We start from the raw sequence: 23,999 nt of genomic DNA, 5'->3' as shown, positions 1-23,999 counted from the left end.
TTAAGTGCAATCTTAAATTAAGCGACCAACGCCGTCAGTTAATTGTTTTGGATGTAAGCCAATCCCCAGCTTGAAATATGACGGAAAGATTACGATCAAAGTGCCAAGGAGAAGAACGTGTCACAATTATCAACGCTAAAACCACAACCATTGTGGGATATTTTCGCTAAAATCTGCTCCATCCCTCACCCATCAAAACACGAAGAAGCTTTAGCCGCCCACATCATGGAATGGTCTAAAGGGAAAGGTTTTCACGTTGAGCGCGACCAAGTTGGTAATATCTTAATCCGTAAACCAGCGACTACAGGCTACGAAAACCGCAAGCCTGTTGTACTGCAAGCTCACTTAGACATGGTGCCGCAAAAAAATAACGACACAGAGCACGATTTCACTAAAGATCCTATCCGCCCTTATATTAATGGTGAGTGGGTTACTGCCGAAGGCACAACATTAGGTGCAGATAACGGCATCGGTATGGCTTCTGCATTAGCGGTATTAGCGGATGACAGCGTTGAGCACGGCCCACTGGAAGTATTACTGACCATGACCGAAGAAACCGGTATGGACGGCGCTTTCGGTCTACAACCAAACTGGTTACAAGCGGATATTCTGATCAACACTGACTCAGAAGAAGAAGGCGAAATTTACATGGGTTGCGCAGGTGGCGTTGATTTCACTGCGACATTTGATTTAACCCGTGAAGCATTACCACAAGGTTATAAAACCTTCCGTATGACCTTAAAAGGCCTTAAAGGCGGCCACTCTGGTGGCGACATTCACTTAGGTTTAGGTAACGCAAACAAACTGTTAGCGCGTTTCTTAGCGGGTCACGCTGAAGATTTAAGCTTAAAACTGCTGGAGTTCACTGGTGGTACTCTACGCAACGCGATTCCACGCGAAGGCCAAGTAACCATCGCAGTGCCAGCTGATAAAGTCGCTGAATTAACCGCATTAAGAACTCGCTACGAAGGCATTCTGAAAAATGAATTAGCCGCTGTAGAACCTAACTTAGTTTTACTGCTAGATGAAGCAACGAGTGACTTAAAAGCACTGACTGATGATTGCCAACAACGTTTAGTTTTCTTCCTGAACTCTGCACCAAGCGGTGTTATCCGTATGAGTGATGTGGTGAAAGGGGTTGTTGAAACTTCGCTGAACGAAGGCGTTGTGAAAATGACTGAAGACAAAGCCGAAGTGATCTTCTTAATCCGTTCGTTAATCGACTCTGGTAAAAACTACGTCGTTAATATGCTGACGTCTCTGACAAAACTGGCGAAAGCTCAGTACCAAGCTGAAGGTGGATACCCAGGTTGGCAGCCAGATGCAGACTCACCAGTCATGCATATTGTTAGCGACACTTACCAAAAACTGTTTGGTAAAATCCCAAATATCATGGTTATCCATGCGGGTCTTGAGTGTGGTCTGTTCAAAAAACCTTATCCATTAATGGATATGGTCTCCATTGGACCAACCATCCGTGGTGCACACTCACCAGATGAGCGCGTTCACATTGAGAGCGTGGGTCAATACTGGACACTGTTAACTGCTATCTTAAAAGCGATCCCAGTGAAAAACTAAGTAAGCTTTAATCTATCAATACAGGGTCATAAGCTACGGTTTATGACCCTATTTTTTTCATTCTTTAAACATAATAAAAGCTATAAAAGTAATGAAAGCTGCCTTTCGATTTGTGGATTTTGCAATGTCACATGCAAGCCCACTAACCTGACACCTCGCCCTGCCCGCCGATTTTCCCAAGCCTGCTGTGCCAACCGAATAAGATCCTGCTTATCTATAATGGGATAAACATGCTCTTGCGTCGTTTGCTGAAAATCCTCAAATTTTAATTTCACACCTTGGCGAGCAATACGCAGATCTGGCTTCACTTTCTCTAAGCGAAAATGTAGCTCATCGTATAAAGTATCGAGTAAAGGCAAACACTCCTCCCACTGATGAATATCTTTGGCGAGAGTGCGTTCTACCCCAACGGATTTACGTAAGCGTTCAGTATTTACTGCTCGTTCATCAATGCCATGACAGCGCTCCCACAGAGCCTGTCCAAATTTACCCATGCTTTTTACCAACGCCAGCATGTCATAGCGCTGAACATCCGCGCAGGTCAATAACCCCATGTCCGCCAGTTTTTGCGCTGTCACTTTTCCAACGCCGGGGATCTTTTTTAATGGTAGCGTGGCAATAAACGCCGGTAATTCCTGTGGCGTGATCACAAATTGCCCATTGGGTTTATTCATATCAGAGGCGATTTTGGCGAGGAATTTAATCGGGGCAATTCCCGCAGAAGCAGTGAGCTGAAGCTCATCAAAAATTTGTTGGCGGATAGCCTCGGCGATGAGCGTGGCAGAGCCGTGAAGCTGCTGGCAATCAGTCACATCCAAATAGGCCTCATCTAAAGATAATGGCTCAATAAGATCGGTATAACGGGCAAATATTTGCCGAATATGATGGGAAACTTCTTTATAGACCGCCATACGACCAGGGACGACTTTCAGGTGAGGACATAGTTTCAATGCCAACGCCGTCGACATTGCGCTATGAACGCCATAGCGTCTCGCTTCATAATTTGCGGTACTCAATACGCCACGTCGGTCTGCACTTCCCCCGACAGCCAGTGGAACATTGCGTAATTTTGGGTCATCGCGCATCTCTATCGCAGCAAAAAAGCAATCCATATCAATATGAATAATTTTACGCATGATAGCTGCCCCCAACCAATGATTACTGAATAAATATACAGTGGTTTTATTAGCCATGCAACTTATTCATCTGATTGAAATGTATTCCTGAAATACTGTAAATGACCGAAAAAGTAAAAAGTTACTCCTAATTTATAGGCTTATTGCTTACAAAGTTGATGGAACATATTACAACAACCACTCGGTCAATCTCATGTTAGTTCATTGAATTTTCTATTATTATGGATTATACAAATGCAAATTATATCAACGTCAGTGTTCAAAAAATCCACCGCGATAGGTTTACTATTTTTGGTTAGCCAATCCGCTTCCGCATTAATGCCGCAAATTGTGGCACACCGCGCAGGTACCGCAGATGCCCCTGAAAATACTCTTTATGCGATCGAACAAGCCAAAAGCAATAAAGCTGATGCAATTTGGTTAACTGTTCAGCTCAGTAAAGATAATCAATTAGTCCTTTACCGCCCGAGTGACTTAGACGCTTTAACAGATAAAAGCGGTGTTGTTTCTGATTATTCCGCCAAGCAATTAAGCCAAATAAATGCGGCGTATAAATTTAATCAGAAAAATAACCAACAACTCCCCGCTGCAAAAACCACCATCGTGACATTAGAAGAAGTATTAAAAAAATACCCCGATACGATTTTTTATATCGACTTAAAATCCCCAGATGCAGATCCTAATACGCAAGCTCAAGCTATTTTGGCATTGTTGAATAAAACTAACACATTTAACCAAGTCCGTTTTTATTCCACTAACGATGCATTTTTAAAAGCTCTGAAGCCTCTTTCTACTCAGTTACAATTATTTGAAAGCCGTGATGAGACTCGCACCATGCTTGCCAACAGTGTGATGAGCCATCAATGTACGCTTGAGAATGATAAATCTGCAACTCGTTGGTATGGTTTTGAGCTGCATCGTAAAGTTGAAGTCGTTGAGAAATATACCCTTGGTGAAGCGCGTTCCCCAGCAACCCTCTCATGGGATAAAGAAGCTATCGACTGCTTTAGAAAAAATGGCAACGCTTACATTATTGTTTTTGGTGTAAATAGCGACAGTGATTATCAACTGGCTAAAGAAATTGGCGCTGATGCCGTGATGGTCGATTCACCAAAAGCTTTCAAAAAATAAATTCTAACTATTAAGCTACTTTATTTTGATAATAATTTATTCAATTTAAGTAGCTTATTTTTATTACTCCTTTTTCTATCTATACATTTTTCTATCTATACATTTCTCTATCTTATATTCCCTTCCTTTTTTAATAATAAATAACATTCAATATTAATTACTTAATAAATCATCGATGCCAAGATAAGTAAATATATTTAAACTCTCATTTTTAAGGAATTTAACATGGCGATATCAAAAGGTTTGCTTTCTATCGAGAACCTATGGAATGAAGACTTAAAAAAGGTGGAAATTTCTTTCAAAAATAATGCGAATGAGTATGGAAATGTTTTTATCTTTTATAATCTTATAAATGGAAAAAAGTTAAGCGATATCACTGAGTTCACTTTTTCTTCAACCGAACAAAGTTATTGGATGGGAATAATCACGACAAAGTCAGGAGAAAAATGGAGCAGCATCGATTACTTAGCATGCAAACTCAACGAGAAAGATAATGGCAAAGTCACTCTCAGTTTCAAAGGAAATATGCGGAACATGTTTGTTCACTACCCTGTTTCCACATCATGCTCGGCTTCATTACATAAAATTTAGTTCGTAATGAAATACATCACTATTTTTATCAAGATAATCTTAAAATAAAAAACCCTAACCGCTCATTAAAGCAACTAGGGTTGATATTCATAACAGTGTAAAAATTACAAAATGCGGTTTTTCTCTAGCATTTTTTGGCGTGCTTCTTCGCGTGCCATACGTTTTTTACGCGCATCGCAAGGCTCGGGGCAGTCACACACTTTCTCTACCCCAATGCTACTTAAACCGCCGCAACTACCTTGGATACTTTTACGTTTAATAATATACCCAAGGGACATACCTAAAAATGCCAACAAAAATAAGGCAAAGGCTGCAAGAAAAACATTCAACATTCTGCTTTCCTCCTAGTTACTGTTTTTTCTGTAAAAATGGCTCGAATGCTTTAGTGTAACGCTCTTCGAAACCTTTATCTGTCTTAACAATCATAAAAACAGGAATATTCATTTTTTCAGCAAGAGCGAGACCCGCTTCTGGCCCCATCACATTGAAACCTGTAGATAATCCATCCGCACTCATGCAATCGTCGGCTAATACCGTAATTGAGACTAAATTGTGGGAAATTGGCTTACCTGTTTTTGGGTCAATTGTGTGTGAGAAATGCACACCATTTTGTTCAAAATAGTTACGATAATCACCTGATGTCGCAATAGATAAGTCGCCCGGCTCGATGATTTCCTGTGCCGTTTGACTCACACCATCCGTTGCAGGTTTTTCAATCGCAATACGCCATGGTGTATCTTTGCCATTTTTACCTTTTGTACGGACTTCACCACCAATATCAACCATATAATCATTGATACCGATGGACTCTAAATATTCCGCCACCACATCAACACCATAACCTTTAGCGATTGAAGATAAATCAACATAGAGCTCAGGAATGGTTTTGATTAAGTTGTTGTCTTGTACAGATAGCTTATCAATACCCACCCATGCGCGACGTTTTTCAAGCTCCTCATCTGTAGGTGCTTTTGTAACTCGACCCTCTGGACCAAACCCCCACAGATTAACCAGTGGACCAACAGTGACATCCAGGCCGCCATCCGTTAATTTATTAATCTCAATGGCTTTACTGACCACTTTTGCCGTCGCAGCAGAAACAGGGAATGGCACATTAACTTCATTGGATTGATTGAAACGACTTAATTCAGAACCAGGGCGATAGGTAGACATCTGGTCGTTCACTTCTTCCAAACGCTTGTCGATTTCGGCTTGGATAGCTTCCGATGAAGGCTCTGAAGAGTCTGTCACGAACTTAACAGAATAATAGGTTCCCATGGTTTGTCCCTGAAGATTCTTTTGTTCAGGTCCACCACATGCGGCAAGAAGGAGAGTGGCTGCGAATAGCAGCACAGGAGCAAATACTTTTCTGTTTAGCATAAATTTTCTCAGCGTTAATTGTAAGCGCCCACTAGAGAAAGAGTAGGTGCTGAGACGTCTAACAAACTCAACATTCACAAATCTAGAGAATACTCACGTTTAAAAATTAAATTGCCTATTTGGCGATTTACAGTTTACAACCAAAAAGAGGAAAAAAACCCATTTTTTCCTCTTTTTAATCAACAAGCGCCCAGTTTCCTGAGCGCTTAATAGATAATTTACAGCAATTAATCAACCACCAAAATCATCCAGTAAGATGTTTTCGTCCTCAACACCGAGGTCTTTTAACATCTTAATGACCGCGGCGTTCATGACAGGAGGTCCACACATGTAGAACTCACAATCTTCTGGCGCAGGGTGATTTTTGAGGTAGTTTTCATACAGGACATTATGAATAAATCCTGTGTAACCGTCCCAATTATCTTCTGGCAAAGCGTCAGAAAGTGCAACATTCCATGTAAAGTTGTCATGCTCTGCAGCTAACTGATCAAAATCTTCAGTATAGAACATTTCACGTTTCGAACGTGCACCATACCAGAAGCTGATCTTACGCTTAGAATCTAAACGACGTAATTGGTCGAAAATGTGGGAACGCATTGGCGCCATACCCGCACCACCACCGATAAAGATCATTTCCGCATCAGTTTCTTTCGCGAAGAACTCACCAAATGGTCCAGAAATAGTGACTTTATCACCTGGTTTCAGTGACCAAATATACGATGACATAATTCCCGGCGGTACATCTGGATTACGTGGAGGTGGCGTTGCAATACGCACGTTCAACATAATAATACCGCGCTCTTCAGGATAGTTTGCCATTGAATAAGCGCGTACAGTTTCTTCTTTAACATCAGAAACATAGCGGAACAGGTTGAATTTATCCCAATCTTCACGGTATTCCTCAGGTACATCAAAGTCTGAGTACTTCACCACATGAGGCGGGCATTCAATTTGAATAAAACCACCCGCACGGAATGGAACCACTTCTCCCTCAGGAATTTTTAACTTCAGCTCTTTAATGAACGTCGCTTTGTTATCATTGGAGATAACTTCGCATTCCCATTTTTTCACGCCGAAAATTTCTTCAGGTAATTCAATCTTAAGATCTTGTTTTACGTTAACCTGACACGCCAGACGGCAACCTTCTTTCGCTTCACGTTTATTGATGTGAGAAAGCTCAGTTGGCAGGATGTCACCACCGCCCTCTTTGATTTTCACACGGCATTGACCACATGAACCACCGCCACCACAGGCAGAAGAAACAAAGATTCCTTGGTTTGCTAACATACCTAACAGCTTATCGCCTGCTGGAGCATCAAAGCTCTTATCAGGATCGCCGTTGACTTCAACTTTAATGTTCCCTGTATTGACCAACTTGGACTTTGCAAACAGGATCAGGCCTGTCAGCGCCAAGACAATCAGGGTAAACATAACTACGCCTAGAATAATAATATCCATGAATTCTTCTCGCCTTTATAGCTGCACACCGGAGAAGGACATAAAGCCCAATGCCATCAAACCGGTCGTAACAAAGGTGATGCCTAACCCTTTTAGACCCGCTGGAATGTCTGAATACTTCATCTTTTCACGGATCGCGGCCATTAAGACAATCGCTAACATCCAACCAATACCTGAACCAAAGCCATAAACAATAGATTCAGTGAAGTTGTAGTCACGCTGAGCCATGAAAGATACACCACCAAAGATTGCGCAGTTTACAGTGATCAACGGTAAGAAGATCCCCAGTGCGTTATACAGTGATGGGAAGTAACGATCTAAAATCATTTCCAGTATTTGAACCAGTGCCGCGATGACACCGATAAAGGTAATGAAGTTCAGGAACGAAAGATCCACGCCTTCAACCAGCGCGCCGTCACGTAACACTAAGTTGTACACTAAGTTGTTCGCAGGGACGGAGATCCCAAGCACCACGGTTACCGCAATACCCAGTCCAAAAGCAGTTTTTACGTTCTTCGATACCGCAAGGAATGTACACATCCCTAAGAAGAAAGCTAACGCCATGTTTTCGATGAAAATGGCTTTTACAAACAAGCTAATATAATGTTCCATTCTCTTAATCCTTCTCTATCTGAGCTGGTTTCAGAGTACGTAGACCCCAAATCAGCATACCGATGATAAAGAATGCACTTGGCGCTAACAGGAATAAGCCGTTTGGCATGTACCAACCACCATTTTGCAGTGATTCAAATACCGTAATACCAAACAGTTTACCGGAACCAAATAGCTCACGTAGGAAGCCAACCAGTACCAGAATCACACCGTAACCAAGACCGTTACCGATACCATCCATAAAACTTTCGATTGGTGGTGCTTTCATCGCGTACGCTTCAGCACGTCCCATCACGATACAGTTGGTGATAATCAAACCAACGAATACGGAAAGTTGTTTCGAAATTTCATAGGCATAGGCGCGTAAGATTTGGTCAACCACAATTACCAATGATGCAATAATTGCCATTTGAACAATAATACGAACACTGCTTGGAATGTAATTTCTAATTAATGAGATAAAAAAGTTAGAGAACGCGGTAACTAGCGTTACGGCGATGGTCATAACCAATGCAGTTTCAAGTTTAGTAGTAACCGCTAAAGCGGAGCACACTCCCAAAACCTGCAATGCAATCGGGTTATTATCTAACAGAGGTCCAAGTAGGACGCGTTTTACTTCTTTAGAATCAGCCATTATTCAGCGCTCCTTCACGAACTTTTTTCAGGAACGGACCAAAACCGTTATCGCCTAACCAGAAATCAAACATATGTTGAATACCGTTTGAAGTCAGGGTTGCACCTGAAAGACCATCGATCCCAAATGGGTTATCGGTGGCACCACCACGCACGATTTTGATTGCAGGGACACCCTGCTCATTGAACAGTTTTTTACCCGGCCACTGCGCTTTCCATTGTGGGTTGTCAACTTCACCACCCAGACCCGGCGTTTCACCATGCGCATAGTAGGTAATACCGCGAGAGGTTACACCATCAATATCCACTGCGATAAAGGCATACATCACTGACCATAAGCCTGAACCATAAACTGGCAGAATCACTTGGGTCACTTTCCCTTGCTCATCTTTAACCAGATAAATTTCAGCGCTATTGGCACGACGGCGAATTTTCGCAATGTCTTCTTCTGGAGATAACGCGATGCTGGTCTCTTCGCTACGCAGTTCGCTGTTTAAGTCAAAACGACTTACGCTGTTAGATAGTTCATTCGTTTTGAAATTCAGCAATTTAGGCTCGATACGCTCACCATAGACTTTTTGAATTTCTTCGGCGCTCATTTTAGGCTGCAGCAAACCAGCAACACTTAAAATATTACGCTGAGTATCTAACATCATTTGTTCTTGTTGCTGAGGTTTCAGACCAACCGCAGCACCGGCAACGACGACGGAACAGACTAAGCAGAGAATGAAAACAACGATAAACGTTCTGCCGACGCCATCTTTATTTACTGGTTTATCATTAGCCACGGGCTTTTCTCCGTTTAATATTTGCTTGAACGACCATATAGTCAAACAGAGGAGCAAACAGGTTGGCGAACAGGATTGCGAGCATCATCCCTTCTGGATATGCAGGGTTCACAACCCGAACAAGTACGCACATTACGCCGATCAAAATCCCGTAAGCCCATTTACCTTTATCAGTAAAAGAAGCAGAAACAGGGTCTGTCGCCATAAAGATCATACCGAAGGCAAAGCCGCCTAAAACCATGTGCCACCACCATGGCATAGCAAACAGTGGGTTGGTGTCTGAACCGATAAAGTTGAACAGGTAAGACATAGCAATCATACCCAGCATCACACCTGCCACGATGCGCCAAGAGGCGATACGGAAGAAGATAATAAATGCACCGCCGATGAAGATCATCAGGGTAGAAACTTCACCAATTGAACCTGGCATATTCCCTAAGAAGGCTTGCATCCAAGTGATTGGCTCGCCAGTTACTGTGTTTACCAGTGAACTCACACCACCCGTCGCCCATTGGGACAGAGGCGTTGCACCCGAGAATCCATCAGCAGCAGTCCAAACTAAGTCACCCGAGATTTGCGCTGGATAAGCAAAGAAAAGGAAAGCACGACCCGCTAGTGCAGGGTTAAGGAAGTTACGACCTGTACCACCGAAAATCTCTTTTGCGACAACCACACCGAAAGTGATACCGAGCGCCGCTTGCCATAATGGAATGGTCGGCGGAACAATCAGCGCAAATAAGATGGAGGAGATAAAGAAGCCTTCGTTGATTTCATGACCACGGATCATGGCAAACAACACTTCCCAGAAACCGCCGACCAAAAATACCACTAAGTAAATTGGCAGGAAGTAAATCGCACCTAGCAGCATTTTGCTGCCCCAGCCAGCATCAGGTGCTAAAGAAGCGCCTAATAACTGAGCCAGAGAATAGTGCCAGTCACTCGCTAAAACTTGTTGCAGCTCAGCGCCACTGTATAAGTGATGCAACGCGGGAATAGCTTGGTTACCAACGTTATACATACCCCAGAACATCGCTGGGAAAACCGCAAGCCAGACTAAAATCATCATACGCTTGAGGTCGATTGTATCGCGGACGTGTGAGCGACCTTTTGTTACAGTGCCCGGTGTATAGAAGACTGTCGCAACAGCTTCATACAATGGATAGAATTTTGCTAATTTTCCACCGGGTTCAAATTGGTGCTCATATTTTTCAAATAAATTTTTCAGACCCATGGAATTACCCTTCTAGCTCAATCTTGGTCAGGACATCACGCAGTACTGGACCATATTCATACTTAGCTGGACACACATAGGTGCACAGTCCCAAGTCTTCTTCATCGAGTTCCAGACAACCCAGTTCCTGAGAAGTATCGGTGTCCCCTGCGAGCAGATCACGCAGTAAGTGGGTGATCATAATATCGAGAGGCATGACACGCTCATAGTTACCAATTGGTACCATTGAACGCTCACCGCCATTCATCGTCGTGGTAAAATCGAAGCGTTTATTCTTCAAGAAATGCCCAATGGTGGTACGCGTGATGGTGAATTTATTCACGCCTGGCATAATCCATCCAAACAGCTCTTTTTCACGACCTTCCGCTAATACAGAAACTTGGTTATGGAAACGACCAAGATAATGATGAGCATCATCACAAGTCACGCCCCACAGCACAGAACCAGAAATAATGCGGTTCTCACCTGCCTTGAGCTGACCTTTGGTTAATTCATAGATATCCGCGCCAAGGCGAGTGCGCAGCAAGCGAGGTTTCTCAACTTGCGGGCCTGCGACAGAAACAACACGATCAGTATAAAGATGACCAGTGGTAAATAATTTACCGATGGCAATCACATCCTGGTAATTGAGGCTCCACACCTTTTTGCGAATGCTAACAGGTTCAAGGAAATGAATATGAGTCCCTGCTAAGCCCGCTGGATGTGGTCCTGCAAATTGTGTGTATGTGATTTGTGCATTAACAGCTTGTTTTGGAAGCTCGCTTGCACCATGACAAACATGCACCTTGCCTTCAGTTAGTCGGCTCAGAACGATGAGACCGTCAGTAAAGGCTTGCGTATTTTCGCCAATAATAATCGAAGGATCAGCAGCAAGAGGATTGGTGTCAATTGCAGTCACAAAAATCGCTGCGGGGAATGAACCTGGCTCTGGAGAACGACTAAATGGGCGCGTTCTTAAAGCAGTCCATAAACCGGATCTTAAAAGATTTTGTTCAACCTGCTCTTTCGTCAGTGATGGGAGTTGGTCGGTAGAATAAGACTCGAAAGTCTCTTGTTCGTCACCATCGATTTCGATAACAACGGACTGAAGTACACGACGCTCACCGCGATGAATAGCAATAATTTTACCGCAGGCTGGGCTAGTAAATACCACGCCAGGATTCTTTTTATCTTCAAAAAGAACCTGCCCTTTTTTTACACGCTCACCTTCTTTAACCAGCATCGAAGGACGCATTCCGACATATTCTTCACCTAGCACCGCTACGTGTTGAATTTTCGGGCCGTCTTCTATCACTTGGGCTGGCTCACCTGCTATTGGAAGGTTAAGGCCTTTTTTAATTTTAATCATAAGATCTGCACAAGTTTATCAGTTAAACCCTAAGCTAACGATTCAGCAATGAATGATAGCGACTCAATAATAAAAATAACTCAAGTTGCTTTCGCCACTCGAGTAAGTAAATCTAACAATATTGCTACACTTTCTCTTCTTCTGCCGGGGTCAATTTTATCAGTTCCCTCGACCTCTGTCCGGTTATAGAAGTGACCTAGTTCAAGCAAATTGCAATAAAATTTAAAATTTTGTTGCAACAATTCGTAAATACCTACATGTTGGCTCACATTTATCGAGCATCGATTAATTTGTAGTCAATAATGATTCATTAGAAAATTATTAACTTGATATATTAAATTTTGTTCCATTCGTCTAAAATATGTTGAATTTGGTCCATTTTTAATCAGCTTATTTTTCAACATTTGGCTTAATTATGCATATAAGTAAAACCGTCGGTGTTTATTTACTCTTCACATTTGCAACGTCTGCATTTGCTCAACAAGAAGAAAACACATTATTTCACCTTAATAGTAAGCCAACTACTCAGCCTGATTCATCGATATTTATTCAAATATTTAAGCAAGAGGGTGTGCTTGAGCTCTACCAAAAAACAGCCGTAGGAAAGTATAAATTAGTCAAAACCTACCCTATCTGTAAGTTTTCTGGTGGACTAGGCCCTAAAAAGATAGAAGGTGACTTAAAAAGCCCTGAGGGGTTTTATCAGATCACGCGCTCGCAACTCAATCCAAATAGTCGATATTATCGATCTATCAATCTTGGATTTCCTAATGAATTTGATAAGACGCAGGGGTATTCGGGTAACTATCTGATGATTCACGGTAGCTGTGTGTCTGTCGGGTGTTATGCAATGACAGATAAATCCATGGGGGAAATTTATCAAACCGTGGAACAAGCACTTCAAAATGGTCAACCTGCCGTTGATGTAAGTATTTATCCATTTCGCATGACTAAAATGAATATGCTGCGTTATCGCAATTCAACGCATTATGCTTTTTGGAAACAGCTTCAACCTGCTTATGATTATTTTGAGCGAACCGGCAAACCTGCTGAAATATCAGTAACATTAGGTAAATATCATGTTAACAGCATGCCAGAAACGCCCACTAAGTTATTGGGATCTAAATCACAGTATGCGTTGGCCACGGTGGAATAGCACAAATTCACCGGGTTCGATTTTTTGCCACGTCTCGTTACCTGTTAAGGGCGCCGTGGCAATAACTGAAACAATATCACTTGGCGTTGTGCACTGTTGAAAGTCAATCTCGATGTCCTGATCCAGCAGTTTCGCTTTACCAAACGGTGCTCTACGCGTGATCCAATGCAGCTTTGTTGAGCTAAATGCCATCAAATATTGCCCATCAGATAACAACATATTAAACACCCCTTTCTCACGCAGTTGCTGTGCAAGAGTGCCAATAAAACGGAAAACAGCTTTCCAGTTTGTTGGTTTTCTTGGGTATTTTTGATTCAATTGATGCAAAATCCAGCAAAATGCCCATTCGCTATCAGTTTCACCGATTGGTCTATAGTGCCCCGTCTTTAATGAACGAAACCCTTTCAATTGCCCATTATGCGCATAAGTCCAGTTTCGTCCCCATAATTCCCGCGTAAACGGATGGGTATTCACCAGTGAAACATCTCCTCTGTTCGCCTGACGAATGTGCGCCACAATACTTTCCGATTTAATAGGATATTCCTGCACAAAACGCGCCACAGGGGAGACAAAACTCGGTTGAGGATCTTTAAATGTGCGGCAGCCTAGACCTTCGTAGAACGTGATACCCCATCCATCTTTATGTGGACCAGTCTGCCCACCACGGGAAATCAGCCCACTTAGGCTAAACGTAATATCGGTTGGTACATTGGCACTCATGCCAAGCAACTCACACATTTAAAGTCTCCTGCTACTAAAAATGGTTACTTAACCATCTCTTTTTCAATTAATTGGATCAAAATATGGATCACTTTGATGTGGATCTCTTGGATACGATCTGCGTATCCAAAATGCGGAACGCGAATTTCAATATCAGCGCTTCCCACCATTTTTCCGCCATCTTTCCCTGTCAGGGTGATGACTTTCATGCCTTTCGCACGTGCCGCTTCGATCGCTTTAATAATATTGCCTGAATTACCTGAGGTCGAAATGCCAAGCAGCACATCGCCTTTTTGCCCTACCGCTTCCACAAAGCGAGAGAAAACAAATTCATAACCAAAGTCATTACTCACGCAAGAAATGTGACTAACATCGGAGATAGCAATCGCTGGGTAACCAGGACGGTTTTCACGATAGCGTCCAGTTAACTCTTCCGCAAAGTGCATTGCATCACAGTGAGAGCCGCCATTACCGCAAGAGAGCACTTTACCACCTGCTTTGAAAGAGTCCGCCAGCAATACTGCAGCTTTCTCAATTGCTTGCAGATTTGCATCATCACTTAAAAATTTTGATAGCGTATCTGCCGCTTCAGTCAGCTCACCACGGATCAAGTCTTGGTACATGAGTTTCCCCTTAATTTTCACGAATGCTTGATGGAGATAATTACGTCTTTATAGGTAATTTATCTTTGATTTCTCGATTGTTGCACAGGGTACATTTTGTTTCTACTTTTGATTGTACCGTATGGGGTATGGTTGGCGAAATCTCCAACAGTGCGCTTCTGCTATGCGGCTAGCTAAAGACGGGTTATTTTTCATTCACCGTCCCTTTACAAAAGGAACTGATGATTTTGTGAGCCAAGTTGTAATTAAGATGTAAATACCTTGCTAATTGTTTATTACCAGATATAGATTAATAAAACAAACAGGTCAGACCTCTTACAAGTAGACAGGAGCTTCAACTATGATCCTTCTCAGTATTGTTTTATTTATTGCGTTAATCGGCGTGCTGAGCTACCACAAAAGCTCACTCATTCTGAGCACCGTTATATTACTGGCTTATACCGCAGCCATGGGTGCTGCTAGTGTCTGGAGCTACTGGATGCTGTTACCCGTCGCTCTGGTTTTATTACCATTTGTCATCACACCAATTCGCCAATCTCTGTTTTCATCAAAAGCGATGACCATGTTCCAGAAAGTGATGCCACCGATGTCTAGCACAGAAAAAGAAGCGATTGATGCTGGAACCACTTGGTGGGAAGGTGACCTGTTCCGTGGGGCGCCAAATTGGAACAAACTTCATAATTACCCAAAACCACAACTCACCGCTGAAGAACAAGCTTTTATTGATGGCCCAGTGGAAACTGTTTGTGGCATGGTGAACGACTTTGAAGTCAGTCATGAACTCGCAGATTTACCGCCAGAAGTCTGGCAATACCTACGCGATCACCGCTTCTTCGCGATGATCATCAAAAAAGAGTATGGCGGATTAGAATTTTCTGCGTACGCGCAATCTCAAGTCCTACAAAAATTAGCGGGAGTTTCCGGTATCCTTGCTATCACGGTGGGTGTTCCAAACTCATTAGGCCCAGGTGAATTACTGCAACATTACGGTACGGATGAGCAAAAAAATCGTTATTTACCGGGCTTAGCTACTGGTGAAGAGATCCCTTGTTTTGCATTAACCAGTCCAGAAGCAGGCTCTGATGCTGGAGCGATTCCTGATGCCGGCGTTGTTTGCATGGGCGAGTGGCAAGGTGAACAAGTCTTAGGTATGCGCCTGACTTGGAACAAACGCTACATTACCCTTGCGCCAATCGCGACGGTATTAGGCTTAGCCTTTAAATTAACTGACCCAGAGAAACTACTGGGCGGCGAGAAAAACCTCGGTATTACTTGTGCATTAATCCCAACAAACACCCCTGGTGTTGAGATTGGTCACCGCCACTTTCCGCTGAACATTCCATTTATGAATGGCCCAACCCGCGGAAAAGATATTTTCGTGCCTATCGATTACATCATCGGTGGCCCACAAATGGCAGGTCAAGGTTGGAGAATGCTGGTGGAATGCCTGTCTGTTGGACGCGGGATCACCTTACCATCCAACTCAACAGGTAGCTTGAAGAGTGTAGCAATGGCAACAGGGGCTTATGCTTATATTCGTCGTCAGTTCAAACTTCCTATAGGAAAAATGGAAGGTATTGAAGAGCCTTTAGCCCGTATTGCTGGTAACGCCTATTTAATGGATGCCGCAGCCACCTTAATTACATCTGGCATTATGCTGGGCGAAAAGCCAGCGGTGCTCTCCGCCATTGTGAAATATCACTGTACTCACCGTGGTCAACGCTCAATTATCGATGCGATGGATATCACGGGTGGTAAAGGCATCTGCTTAGGAAGTTCCAACTTCGTTGCCAGATCCTACCAAGGTGCACCTATCGCCATTACCGTTGAAGGTGCCAATATTCTGACTCGTAGCATGATTATCTTTGGACAAGGCGCCATCCGTTGCCATCCTTATGTGCTTGATGAAATGGCAGCAGCCCAAGACAATAACCTGAACAAATTTGATAAAGCAGTATTCGGTCATATTGGTCATGTGATCAGCAACAAATGTCGTAGTTTCTGGTTAGGTTTAACCAATGGACGCGGTAGCAGCGCACCAACTAAAGACGAAACTCGCCGTTATTACCAAATGCTTAACCGCCAAAGTGCTAACTTAGCCCTGCTCTCTGATGTGTCGATGGGCGTTCTAGGTGGTAGCTTAAAACGTCGTGAACGAATCTCCGCTCGTCTTGGGGATATTCTGAGCCATCTGTATCTTGCTTCTGCAACCTTGAAACGTTATGAAGATGAAGGTCGCCAAAAAGCGGATTTACCACTGGTGAAATGGGCCGTTGAAGATTGTCTGTATCAATCAGAAAAAGCGATGGATGATTTACTGAAAAACTTCCCAAATCGCTTTATTGCTGGCGCATTACGCATTGTCCTGTTCCCGACAGGTCGTGCAATGTCAATGCCATCTGACCGACTGGATCACAAGCTAGCACAGCTGATGATGGAGCCATCAGAAACACGCGACAGAATTGGACGTGGTCAATTCCTAACCCCTATGGAGAACAACCCGCACGGTTTAGTGAACCAAGCACTGTATGACATCATTGCTGCAGAGCCAATTTTCGAACGTATTTGCCGCTTAAAAGAGCGTAAATTCAGCTTCACGCGTTTGGATAAGTTAGCTGACCAAATGTTGCCAGAAAACATTATCACCCAAGAAGAAGCCGATATTTTACGTAAAGCCGAAGCCAGCCGCTTACGTACGATTAATGTCGACGAGTTTGATTTCGCTGATTTAGGTGTGATCCCATCAAAAAAGCCACACACTGAGTCAGAGGATGAATCTCAGTCGAAAAAGAAAAAAGCGGCATAATTAATCTAACACGCTAAAAATTGTCACCGTACTAAAAGCTATCACTGTACTAAAACAACAAGGGAGCCATTGGCTCCCTTGTTGTTTTATGTTCATCTATTAGTATGAATTAATTTACAGTTCCAAGGCTAATAGCTCTTGAATAGTTTGACGGCGACGAATAAGTGTCGGAATACCTGCAATAAACAACACTTCAGGCAGCAATGGGCGGCTATTATAATTCGACGACATCGACGCGCCGTAAGCCCCTGTATCATGAAAAACCAAATAATCCCCCACATTCACAGCAGGCAGTAATCGAGTTTCCACCATCCCGCCTTCTAGCTGGGTAAATACATCTCCAGATTCACACAATGGCCCCGCCACAATGGTCTCTTTTAATGGCTGATGCTCAACGCTGCTGCCGTCTGCAGGCAATACCGAAATATGGTGATAACTGCCATACATCGCAGGACGCATTAAATCGTTAAAACCGCTATCCACCAGCACATAATGGCGGCTGCCCATATCTTTAACTGCACGCACTTGTGCCAATAAAACACCCGACTCCGCCACTAAATAGCGCCCCGGCTCAATTTCTAATTCAATAGAGTGACCTAAGTGCTGCGCGATACGCTGACGCGCGTTATCCCACAGGCTGTAATAGTGCTGAACATCAATGATTTCATCGTGCTCACGATAAGGCGTTGATAAACCACCACCCGCCGAAATAGCCTCAATATTCACGCCCGCAGACATCACCAGTTCCACCATGGAATCACACACATTGGCAAGATGCTGATAGTCAACACCGGAGCCAATGTGCATGTGAATACCCACTAACTTCAGGTTGTACTGCTGGATTTTCGCTAATGCTTCCGGTAAATCTTGGTGCCAAATTCCGTGCTTGCTGTTCTCTCCACCCGTATTGGTTTTTTGGCTATGACCATGCCCAAAACCCGGATTAATACGTAGCCAAACGGGGTGGCCAGCTTTATGCTCACCAATCTGTTGCAGCATATCGATAGAGCCCGCATTCACCGGAATATCTAACTCTGTCACTTTCAGCAACGTGGCTGGATCTAACACATCCGCCGTAAATACGATTTCCGACTTTTCACGACCTGGCTGAAAACCCGCCACTAACGCACGCTCAATTTCACCCAATGACACCGAATCCACTTTCACGCCCTGCTCACGCATCAAACGTAAAATATGAATGTTGGAACAAGCTTTTTGAGCAAAACGAACGGTATCGAACACTTTCAATTGTTCAATACGGTCAATAATCACTTCACTATCATAAACCCAGACTGGCGTACCAAACTGCGCAGGCAGCGCACGCAAATGCTCAGGAGTTAGATACTGGCTGGTGGTGTTGGTGAATGTGGTCATCAGAACCTCGTTGGCAAGTTTTATTATAGTGAGCTCGATTATTAGACGAATAAGATGGGAAAAAAAATATCCTTTTTGCTAAAGTCTATTCATATCTGATATAGAAATGCGAAAGGAGCAATCATGCAGGCAATTTCTTGGCGACATATTGAAATTTTTCGTGCGGTAATGACCACCCCCAATCTCACGGAGGCGGCTGCATTACTAAATACCTCTCAGCCAACCATCAGCCGAGAACTGGCGCGACTCGAGCATTTATTACAGTTTAAATTATTCGATAGGGTCAAAGGTCGCTTACACCCCACGGCGCAAGGCTTGCGTTTTCATGAAGAAGTCGAACACTCCTATTATGGCTTGGAGCGTATTCGCAACTCTGCAGAAACTATTCGCCGCTTTGAACACGCTCAAATTTCCATTGCCTGCTTACCGGCTTTCGCACAATCTTTGCTACCACAAGTTTGCCAAGCCTTTATGGAAAATTACCCAGATGTGAATTTAACAGTGATCCCTCAAGAATCCCCCGTACTAGAAGAGTGGCTATCCGCCCAGCGTTATGATGTGGGGTTAACTGAGCACTTACAAACCCCTCCGGGCACGGAACAACTGACATTGGGTTCATTAAATGAAGTTTGCGTGCTGCCCATTGGGCACCCTTTCGAACAGAAAAAAGTCCTCACTCCACAAGATTTTCATCAACAGCGTTTTATTAGCCTGTCTCTCACAGATAGCTATCGGCAAATCATTGATACCATCTTTGCCGAGCATCAAGTGGAGCGCAAAATGGTAATGGAAACCCACTCCGCTTCCTCTATTTGCGCCATGACCTTGAAAGGAATTGGAGTTTCTATCGTCAACCCACTGACTGCATTGGATTTTTATCAACAATCAGCAGGCAAGCTGGTGATCCGTCCACTTAGTTTTTCTATTCCATTTACCGTTAGCTTAATTACGCCGAATCACCGCCCATCTTCGCAGGTCACCCATATTTTTACTGAACATTTGCAACGAACCTTTACGCAAATAGAGCATGATCTCGCCTTAGCGCTGCGACATCAATGAGAGCCAGTGAGAGGATGTTTTAAACCAGTTGGCAAGGAAATCGATCACCGCACGTAATGGCGTTGGCATATGCTGCCGGCTGGTATAGACCCCATAAATACCAAGGGGCATCGGCGTGTAATCCGGTAACAACTGAACCAACTCCCCCGATTGCAAATAGCTCGCAACAGAATAGTAAGGCTGCATCGCGATACCCGCGCCATTTAATGTTGCTTCCATTAAAAATACGGATTCATTGGCGCTGAGTCGACCATCCACCAGCACCGTCGAAGTTTCTCCCTCTTTTTCAAAGTTCCACATGCTACGCCCAAAAAAACTGTAAGTTAGGCACTCCATCAGAGCCAAATCTTCGGGTTTGGTGGGTAAATTTTTACCTTGTAGAAACTTCGGCGAAGCACAAATCACGGAATGGCAGGTCGATAGCGGCTTGGCAATTAAATTCGGCTCTAACTGATTGGTGATACGGATAGCCAGATCGATACGTTCCTCGATTAAATTCACCGATTTATTCGAGATCTGCATATCAATCATCATATTGGGATACATCTGCAAAAACTCAGAAATGGCAAGAGACAATGCACTTTGAGCGATAGATTGGGAGCAGCTAATGCGCACCAACCCCGCTAACTCTTTCGTATCGTGCTTTTGCTCAACCGGAACGCTTAAAGAAATAGCATTTAGCTGCAATGATTGCTGATAAACCCCTTCCCCCGCTGACGTTAAACTTAAGCGCCGCGTGGTACGGTTAAGCAAGCGTACCCCTGCCCACTGTTCCATTTCAGCCAAATAGCGCGTCACCATTGCACGGGACATATCCAATTTATCTGCCGCACCGCTGAGGCTACCTTGTTCTACAATAGTAATAAACACCTGCACCGCTTTGAGTCTATCCATATTATTTGACCGATTTATGCAACAAAGATGACCTGATTATGGCGTTTTTCTTACCTTAATTGCAATTTAATATACACACCAAGCCAAATCAGGCACACAACATGACTGAACATTAGATGACTTAACATTAGGATAAGAAAATGAAATTATCGACTGTATTAACTGCAACCGCCTTTGCTACTGCCACGCATTTTGCTCAAGCTGCTAACTTAACTTTAGATGTTTATAACCCGGGTAATAACAGTGTGTTCCCTGTCTCTTCTGAAATTATCAGTGGCGATAAAGAAGTGGTTTTAATTGATGCACAATTCCAAAACAATGATGCCCAGCAGCTGGTCGATAAAATCAAAAAGCTGGATAAAAAGCTGACTACTATTTATATCAGCCACTCTGACCCAGACTACTATTTTGGTTTAGAAACGCTAACTAAAGCCTTCCCTGATGCCAAAGTGGTTGCGACTCAACAAACCGTTGATGCGATTAACGCCACTAAAGATGGCAAACTGGCTTACTGGGGCGGCGTCTTAAAAAATGAAGCACCAAGCAAAGTTGTGGTGCCTGAAGTTATCAAAACCAACCGCTTTACCGTGGATGGTGAAACGTTAGAAATTAAAGGGTTAGATGGTGCATCACCAGACAGAAGCTACGTTTGGGTGCCTTCACTCAAAGCTGTTGTCGGGGGTGTCGTTGTTTCTGACAATATCCACGTTTGGGTTGCCGACACACAAACCAAGCAATCACGTCAAGATTGGCAACAAACGCTAGAAAGCATCAAAGCGCTGAAACCAAGTGTAGTTGTTCCGGGGCACTTTACGGGCAAATCCAAAATGGATCTGGCAAGCGTGACCTTTACCCAAAAATATTTAACGGACTTTGAAAAAGCTAACAGCCAAAGTAAAAATTCCGCAGAACTTATCAAGAAAATGGAAACTCGCTACCCAAGCTTGGATGATAAATCCAGCTTAGAATTAGGCGCTAAAGTGGTAAAAGGCGAAATGCAGTGGCCGCAGTAAGTCACTAATAAGCTAAGATTAATTGTAACGGAGATAGCGACTATTAACCCGCTATTTTCCGTTAGCTTATTTTTTTAACAACTGGCTTTTCAGCGATTCGAATAGAATGATAAAACAAAGAATTAGAGAGAATAAAAACCATGAACACAATTACCCTACATTATATTTATGACCCTTACTGTGGCTGGTGTTATGCCGCTGCACCGTTAATCGCCATCGCTGCTAATCACCCAAACATTCACTTAGAATTACACGGTGGCGGGATGTTAGCGGGCAATGCACGACTGCATCTTGACGACCAATTCCGTCAATATATTTTGCAATCAGATAAACGCATTGCGGCAATGACGGGGCAAGTTTTTGGTGATGACTACATCGCAATGCTGCACCAACCCAATGTGGTGATGGACTCTGCGCCACCACAAACCGCCATTTTGGCCGCAACAAAACAGGGCAAAGGCGTTGAAATGCTCAAAGCGTTGCAAAAAGCCCATTACGTTTCGGGGCGCCAGATTAAACAGCCCGAAGTCTTAGTGGAAGTGGCGCAAGAAATTGGTTTGAATGTTGAGCAGTTCCAAAAAGATTATGCCCAATGCGCGCAAACTGAAACAGACGCTCATATTGCTCAAAGTAAGCAATTACTCGGCCAATCCGGTGCATCTGGCTTTCCAACGCTGTTAATCGAACAGCAAGGCAAATGGCTGCGCGTACCTCTGCAAAACTATCTTGGCGAACCAGCAAAATGGCAACAATTTTTAGACTCACTGGTGAAAGCCGCTAATTAGGATGCCAGCTAAGCAACAGCCAAAAACTGGCACTGCAAATAATGGCGGGACCAAACGGAATGCTCTGCACGAATTTCTGTTTGCCTCGCCGTTCCTTTTTTTCTCGCCATGCGCGCCAAAGAAAATGCAGTAAACCTAAGCTCGCGGCAAGCCCTAGAAAATAGGGAAGATTGAATACACCGAGCCACGTCGCGCACGCAGCAATTAATTTAAAATCCCCTCTCCCCATTTGCGGTCGCCGACGAATTTTTTCCACCAACGTCGTGATAGCCACTAACCCAATGTAACTGAACAGCAGCGCATAAATAGCGGATAACAAATTTCCCGCTGGCATTCCCCATTGAAATAACAGGCCAAAAACCAATAACGGATAATTGAGGACATCCGGTAAATAGCCCGTTTTTAGGTCGATTAAACCTAATGGGATAACCAAGTTGAAAAACAGAAATAATAAAGCGAGAACCGAAGGTGGGTAACCAAGGAGCACGATCCCCGCACCCAATATCCAATAATCTATCCATACCCGATTCACGTTAATGGTAATACTCGGTAAATCAAAATAGCGGGCAGGAATTTCCCTCAGTAACAGAGTTGTCAGCCACGATGACAAGAGGGACAATAGTGTGATTAACGATATAGGTATTAAAAATCCATTTACGGCATCAATCATGGTGTTCTCCTTTTCCATGAGCGCTAAAGATGGGTTTACTAGACAAAGACAGGGCTTACTATACGGTGCTGGACGCAGAAACCAACACTATAATTTCGTGGTTTTGAGTCGGTTTTATCGACAAATTTAGCGTCGATATGAGAGTGTGAAATGCAAGGCACAGACGAGCTAAAAAATCCCTCTTTTTAGTTATAAACTCAGTCCGTCCTCTTGTTTTTCGAGATTCTGCCCCCATATCCTGCATCAGTTATCTTAATTATTGGACTAAGGAAAAATCATGCGCGTTCCACGCATTTATCACCCAGAGCCACTTCAAATTAATACCACCATTTCGCTTTGTGATGATGCAGCCAACCATGTGGGTCGAGTTCTTCGCATGACAGCCGGACAACAACTAGAATTGTTTGATGGAAGCAATCACACATTCCGCGCTGAAATTACAGAAGCAACGAAAAAAAATGTGTTTGTGACTATCCAAGACTGCACATTGGATGACCGTGAATCCCCCTTAGATATCCACCTTGGGCAAGTGATGTCCCGCGGTGAAAAAATGGAATTCACCATTCAAAAATCCGTTGAACTTGGTGTTAACACAATCACGCCACTACTTTCAGAACGTTGTGGCGTACGCCTTGATGGCGAGCGTTTAGAGAAAAAATTACAACAGTGGCAAAAAATTGCCATTGCCGCCTGTGAACAAAGTGGTCGCAACCGCATCCCTGAAATCCGCCCCGTTCAATCCCTTGAAGCGTGGTGTGCAGAAAATGACGGCGCGTTTAAAATTAATTTACACCCTCGGGCAAGTGAGAGCATCAACACGCTCCCCGCTGATTTAAAGCACGTAAGATTGCTGATAGGCCCAGAAGGCGGCTTATCCGCTGATGAAATTGCCATGACAGCCAATTATCAATTTACTGATATCCTGTTAGGGCCACGAGTATTACGAACAGAAACGACCGCGCTAACCGCTATAACGGCATTACAAGTGCGTTTAGGTGACTTGGGTTAAGGAG

The 23,999-nt window shown here is 43.6% G+C and carries 23 protein-coding genes; 9 read left to right on the top strand and 14 right to left on the bottom strand.

The genetic code is table 11. From position 1 onward, the window contains the following. The first annotated feature begins 117 nt into the window (after window positions 1-117). Entirely contained in the window at window positions 118-1,578 is a 1,461-nt protein-coding gene (pepD, locus tag QS795_RS04065; protein WP_286270885.1) for a beta-Ala-His dipeptidase, read from the top strand. Between the two features lie 80 nt (window positions 1,579-1,658). On the opposite strand, the gene dinB is transcribed toward pepD, so the two are convergent. Further along, window positions 1,659-2,714, bottom strand: coding sequence for a DNA polymerase IV (gene dinB, locus QS795_RS04060; RefSeq protein WP_154639442.1), 1,056 nt, complete (start codon window positions 2,712-2,714; stop codon window positions 1,659-1,661). A gap of 234 nt (window positions 2,715-2,948) precedes the next feature. Here dinB and QS795_RS04055 point away from each other — a divergent pair, with 234 nt between their 5' ends. Both QS795_RS04055 and QS795_RS04050 read left to right on the top strand, forming a co-directional pair. Next, complete coding sequence (locus QS795_RS04055; RefSeq protein WP_286270887.1) at window positions 2,949-3,845, top strand: glycerophosphodiester phosphodiesterase family protein; 897 nt, start codon at window positions 2,949-2,951, stop codon at window positions 3,843-3,845. Between the two features lie 225 nt (window positions 3,846-4,070). Beyond that, the gene (locus tag QS795_RS04050; protein WP_154639440.1) at window positions 4,071-4,436 is read left to right on the top strand and encodes a hypothetical protein; all 366 of its coding nucleotides are present in this window, start codon (window positions 4,071-4,073) and stop codon (window positions 4,434-4,436) included. 104 nt (window positions 4,437-4,540) lie between these two features. Here QS795_RS04050 and nqrM read toward each other — a convergent pair whose 3' ends face one another. The 8 genes from nqrM to QS795_RS04010 form a co-directional block, all read right to left on the bottom strand. After that, window positions 4,541-4,768, bottom strand: a complete 228-nt coding sequence (nqrM, locus tag QS795_RS04045; protein WP_154604568.1) for a (Na+)-NQR maturation NqrM — start codon at window positions 4,766-4,768, stop codon at window positions 4,541-4,543. 16 nt (window positions 4,769-4,784) lie between these two features. Further along, window positions 4,785-5,816, bottom strand: coding sequence for an FAD:protein FMN transferase (locus QS795_RS04040; protein ID WP_154628211.1), 1,032 nt, complete (start codon window positions 5,814-5,816; stop codon window positions 4,785-4,787). 231 nt (window positions 5,817-6,047) lie between these two features. Continuing rightward, the gene (gene nqrF, locus QS795_RS04035) at window positions 6,048-7,274 is read right to left on the bottom strand and encodes an NADH:ubiquinone reductase (Na(+)-transporting) subunit F (protein WP_154604566.1); all 1,227 of its coding nucleotides are present in this window, start codon (window positions 7,272-7,274) and stop codon (window positions 6,048-6,050) included. A 15-nt stretch (window positions 7,275-7,289) separates the two neighbouring features. Then, entirely contained in the window at window positions 7,290-7,886 is a 597-nt protein-coding gene (nqrE, locus tag QS795_RS04030; protein WP_006657396.1) for an NADH:ubiquinone reductase (Na(+)-transporting) subunit E, read from the bottom strand. Window positions 7,887-7,890: 4 nt separating this feature from the next. After that, window positions 7,891-8,520, bottom strand: a complete 630-nt coding sequence (locus tag QS795_RS04025) for an NADH:ubiquinone reductase (Na(+)-transporting) subunit D (protein WP_154604565.1) — start codon at window positions 8,518-8,520, stop codon at window positions 7,891-7,893. After that, window positions 8,513-9,307: a Na(+)-translocating NADH-quinone reductase subunit C gene (locus QS795_RS04020; protein WP_181478095.1), complete on the bottom strand. Its 795-nt coding sequence runs from the start codon at window positions 9,305-9,307 to the stop codon at window positions 8,513-8,515. Before QS795_RS04020 ends, QS795_RS04025 begins: the two co-directional genes overlap by 8 nt. Then, on the bottom strand, window positions 9,300-10,538 hold the full coding sequence (locus tag QS795_RS04015; RefSeq protein ID WP_036954189.1) for an NADH:ubiquinone reductase (Na(+)-transporting) subunit B: 1,239 nt from the start codon (window positions 10,536-10,538) through the stop codon (window positions 9,300-9,302). The genes QS795_RS04020 and QS795_RS04015 overlap by 8 nt, the downstream gene beginning before the upstream one ends. A 4-nt stretch (window positions 10,539-10,542) precedes the next feature. Next, window positions 10,543-11,886, bottom strand: coding sequence for a Na(+)-translocating NADH-quinone reductase subunit A (locus tag QS795_RS04010; protein WP_286270897.1), 1,344 nt, complete (start codon window positions 11,884-11,886; stop codon window positions 10,543-10,545). A gap of 415 nt (window positions 11,887-12,301) precedes the next feature. Between QS795_RS04010 and QS795_RS04005 the strand changes: the two genes are divergently transcribed. Beyond that, the gene (locus tag QS795_RS04005) at window positions 12,302-13,042 is read left to right on the top strand and encodes a L,D-transpeptidase family protein (protein ID WP_154604562.1); all 741 of its coding nucleotides are present in this window, start codon (window positions 12,302-12,304) and stop codon (window positions 13,040-13,042) included. Here the strand turns inward: QS795_RS04005 and QS795_RS04000 are convergent. Beyond that, entirely contained in the window at window positions 13,013-13,780 is a 768-nt protein-coding gene (locus tag QS795_RS04000) for a class II glutamine amidotransferase (protein WP_154604561.1), read from the bottom strand. The genes QS795_RS04005 and QS795_RS04000 overlap by 30 nt on opposite strands. A gap of 26 nt (window positions 13,781-13,806) precedes the next feature. After that, on the bottom strand, window positions 13,807-14,385 hold the full coding sequence (gene lpcA / locus QS795_RS03995; protein WP_154610159.1) for a D-sedoheptulose 7-phosphate isomerase: 579 nt from the start codon (window positions 14,383-14,385) through the stop codon (window positions 13,807-13,809). A gap of 340 nt (window positions 14,386-14,725) precedes the next feature. Here lpcA and fadE point away from each other — a divergent pair, with 340 nt between their 5' ends. After that, complete coding sequence (gene fadE / locus QS795_RS03990) at window positions 14,726-17,191, top strand: acyl-CoA dehydrogenase FadE (RefSeq protein ID WP_286270903.1); 2,466 nt, start codon at window positions 14,726-14,728, stop codon at window positions 17,189-17,191. A 114-nt stretch (window positions 17,192-17,305) separates the two neighbouring features. On the opposite strand, the gene lysA is transcribed toward fadE, so the two are convergent. Next, on the bottom strand, window positions 17,306-18,565 hold the full coding sequence (lysA, locus tag QS795_RS03985; protein ID WP_286270905.1) for a diaminopimelate decarboxylase: 1,260 nt from the start codon (window positions 18,563-18,565) through the stop codon (window positions 17,306-17,308). A 123-nt stretch (window positions 18,566-18,688) separates the two neighbouring features. On the opposite strand from lysA, the gene QS795_RS03980 reads away from it, so the two are divergent. Beyond that, window positions 18,689-19,624 (top strand): LysR family transcriptional regulator, encoded by a 936-nt coding sequence (locus QS795_RS03980; RefSeq protein WP_154604542.1) that lies wholly within the window; start codon window positions 18,689-18,691, stop codon window positions 19,622-19,624. Here QS795_RS03980 and QS795_RS03975 read toward each other — a convergent pair. Further along, window positions 19,604-20,518, bottom strand: a complete 915-nt coding sequence (locus QS795_RS03975) for a LysR family transcriptional regulator (RefSeq protein ID WP_286270907.1) — start codon at window positions 20,516-20,518, stop codon at window positions 19,604-19,606. The genes QS795_RS03980 and QS795_RS03975 overlap by 21 nt on opposite strands. A gap of 140 nt (window positions 20,519-20,658) precedes the next feature. Between QS795_RS03975 and QS795_RS03970 the strand changes: the two genes are divergently transcribed. Continuing rightward, the gene (locus QS795_RS03970) at window positions 20,659-21,531 is read left to right on the top strand and encodes an MBL fold metallo-hydrolase (RefSeq protein WP_286270908.1); all 873 of its coding nucleotides are present in this window, start codon (window positions 20,659-20,661) and stop codon (window positions 21,529-21,531) included. A 140-nt stretch (window positions 21,532-21,671) separates the two neighbouring features. After that, a complete protein-coding gene (locus tag QS795_RS03965) occupies window positions 21,672-22,316 on the top strand; it encodes a DsbA family protein (RefSeq protein WP_286270909.1) in 645 nt (214 codons plus the stop codon). On the opposite strand, the gene QS795_RS03960 is transcribed toward QS795_RS03965, so the two are convergent. Further along, window positions 22,309-22,986: a prepilin peptidase gene (locus QS795_RS03960; RefSeq protein WP_286270911.1), complete on the bottom strand. Its 678-nt coding sequence runs from the start codon at window positions 22,984-22,986 to the stop codon at window positions 22,309-22,311. The genes QS795_RS03965 and QS795_RS03960 overlap by 8 nt on opposite strands. Window positions 22,987-23,263: 277 nt before the next feature. On the opposite strand from QS795_RS03960, the gene rsmE reads away from it, so the two are divergent. Continuing rightward, complete coding sequence (rsmE, locus tag QS795_RS03955; RefSeq protein WP_154604537.1) at window positions 23,264-23,995, top strand: 16S rRNA (uracil(1498)-N(3))-methyltransferase; 732 nt, start codon at window positions 23,264-23,266, stop codon at window positions 23,993-23,995. Window positions 23,996-23,999: the final 4 nt, after the last annotated feature.

Origin of the sequence: Providencia zhijiangensis, from assembly GCF_030315915.2 — a bacterium.
GTDB lineage: Bacteria > Pseudomonadota > Gammaproteobacteria > Enterobacterales > Enterobacteriaceae > Providencia > Providencia zhijiangensis.
Note: the sequence above shows the minus strand (reverse complement) of the source record. Positions and strands in the feature narration are given on the sequence as shown.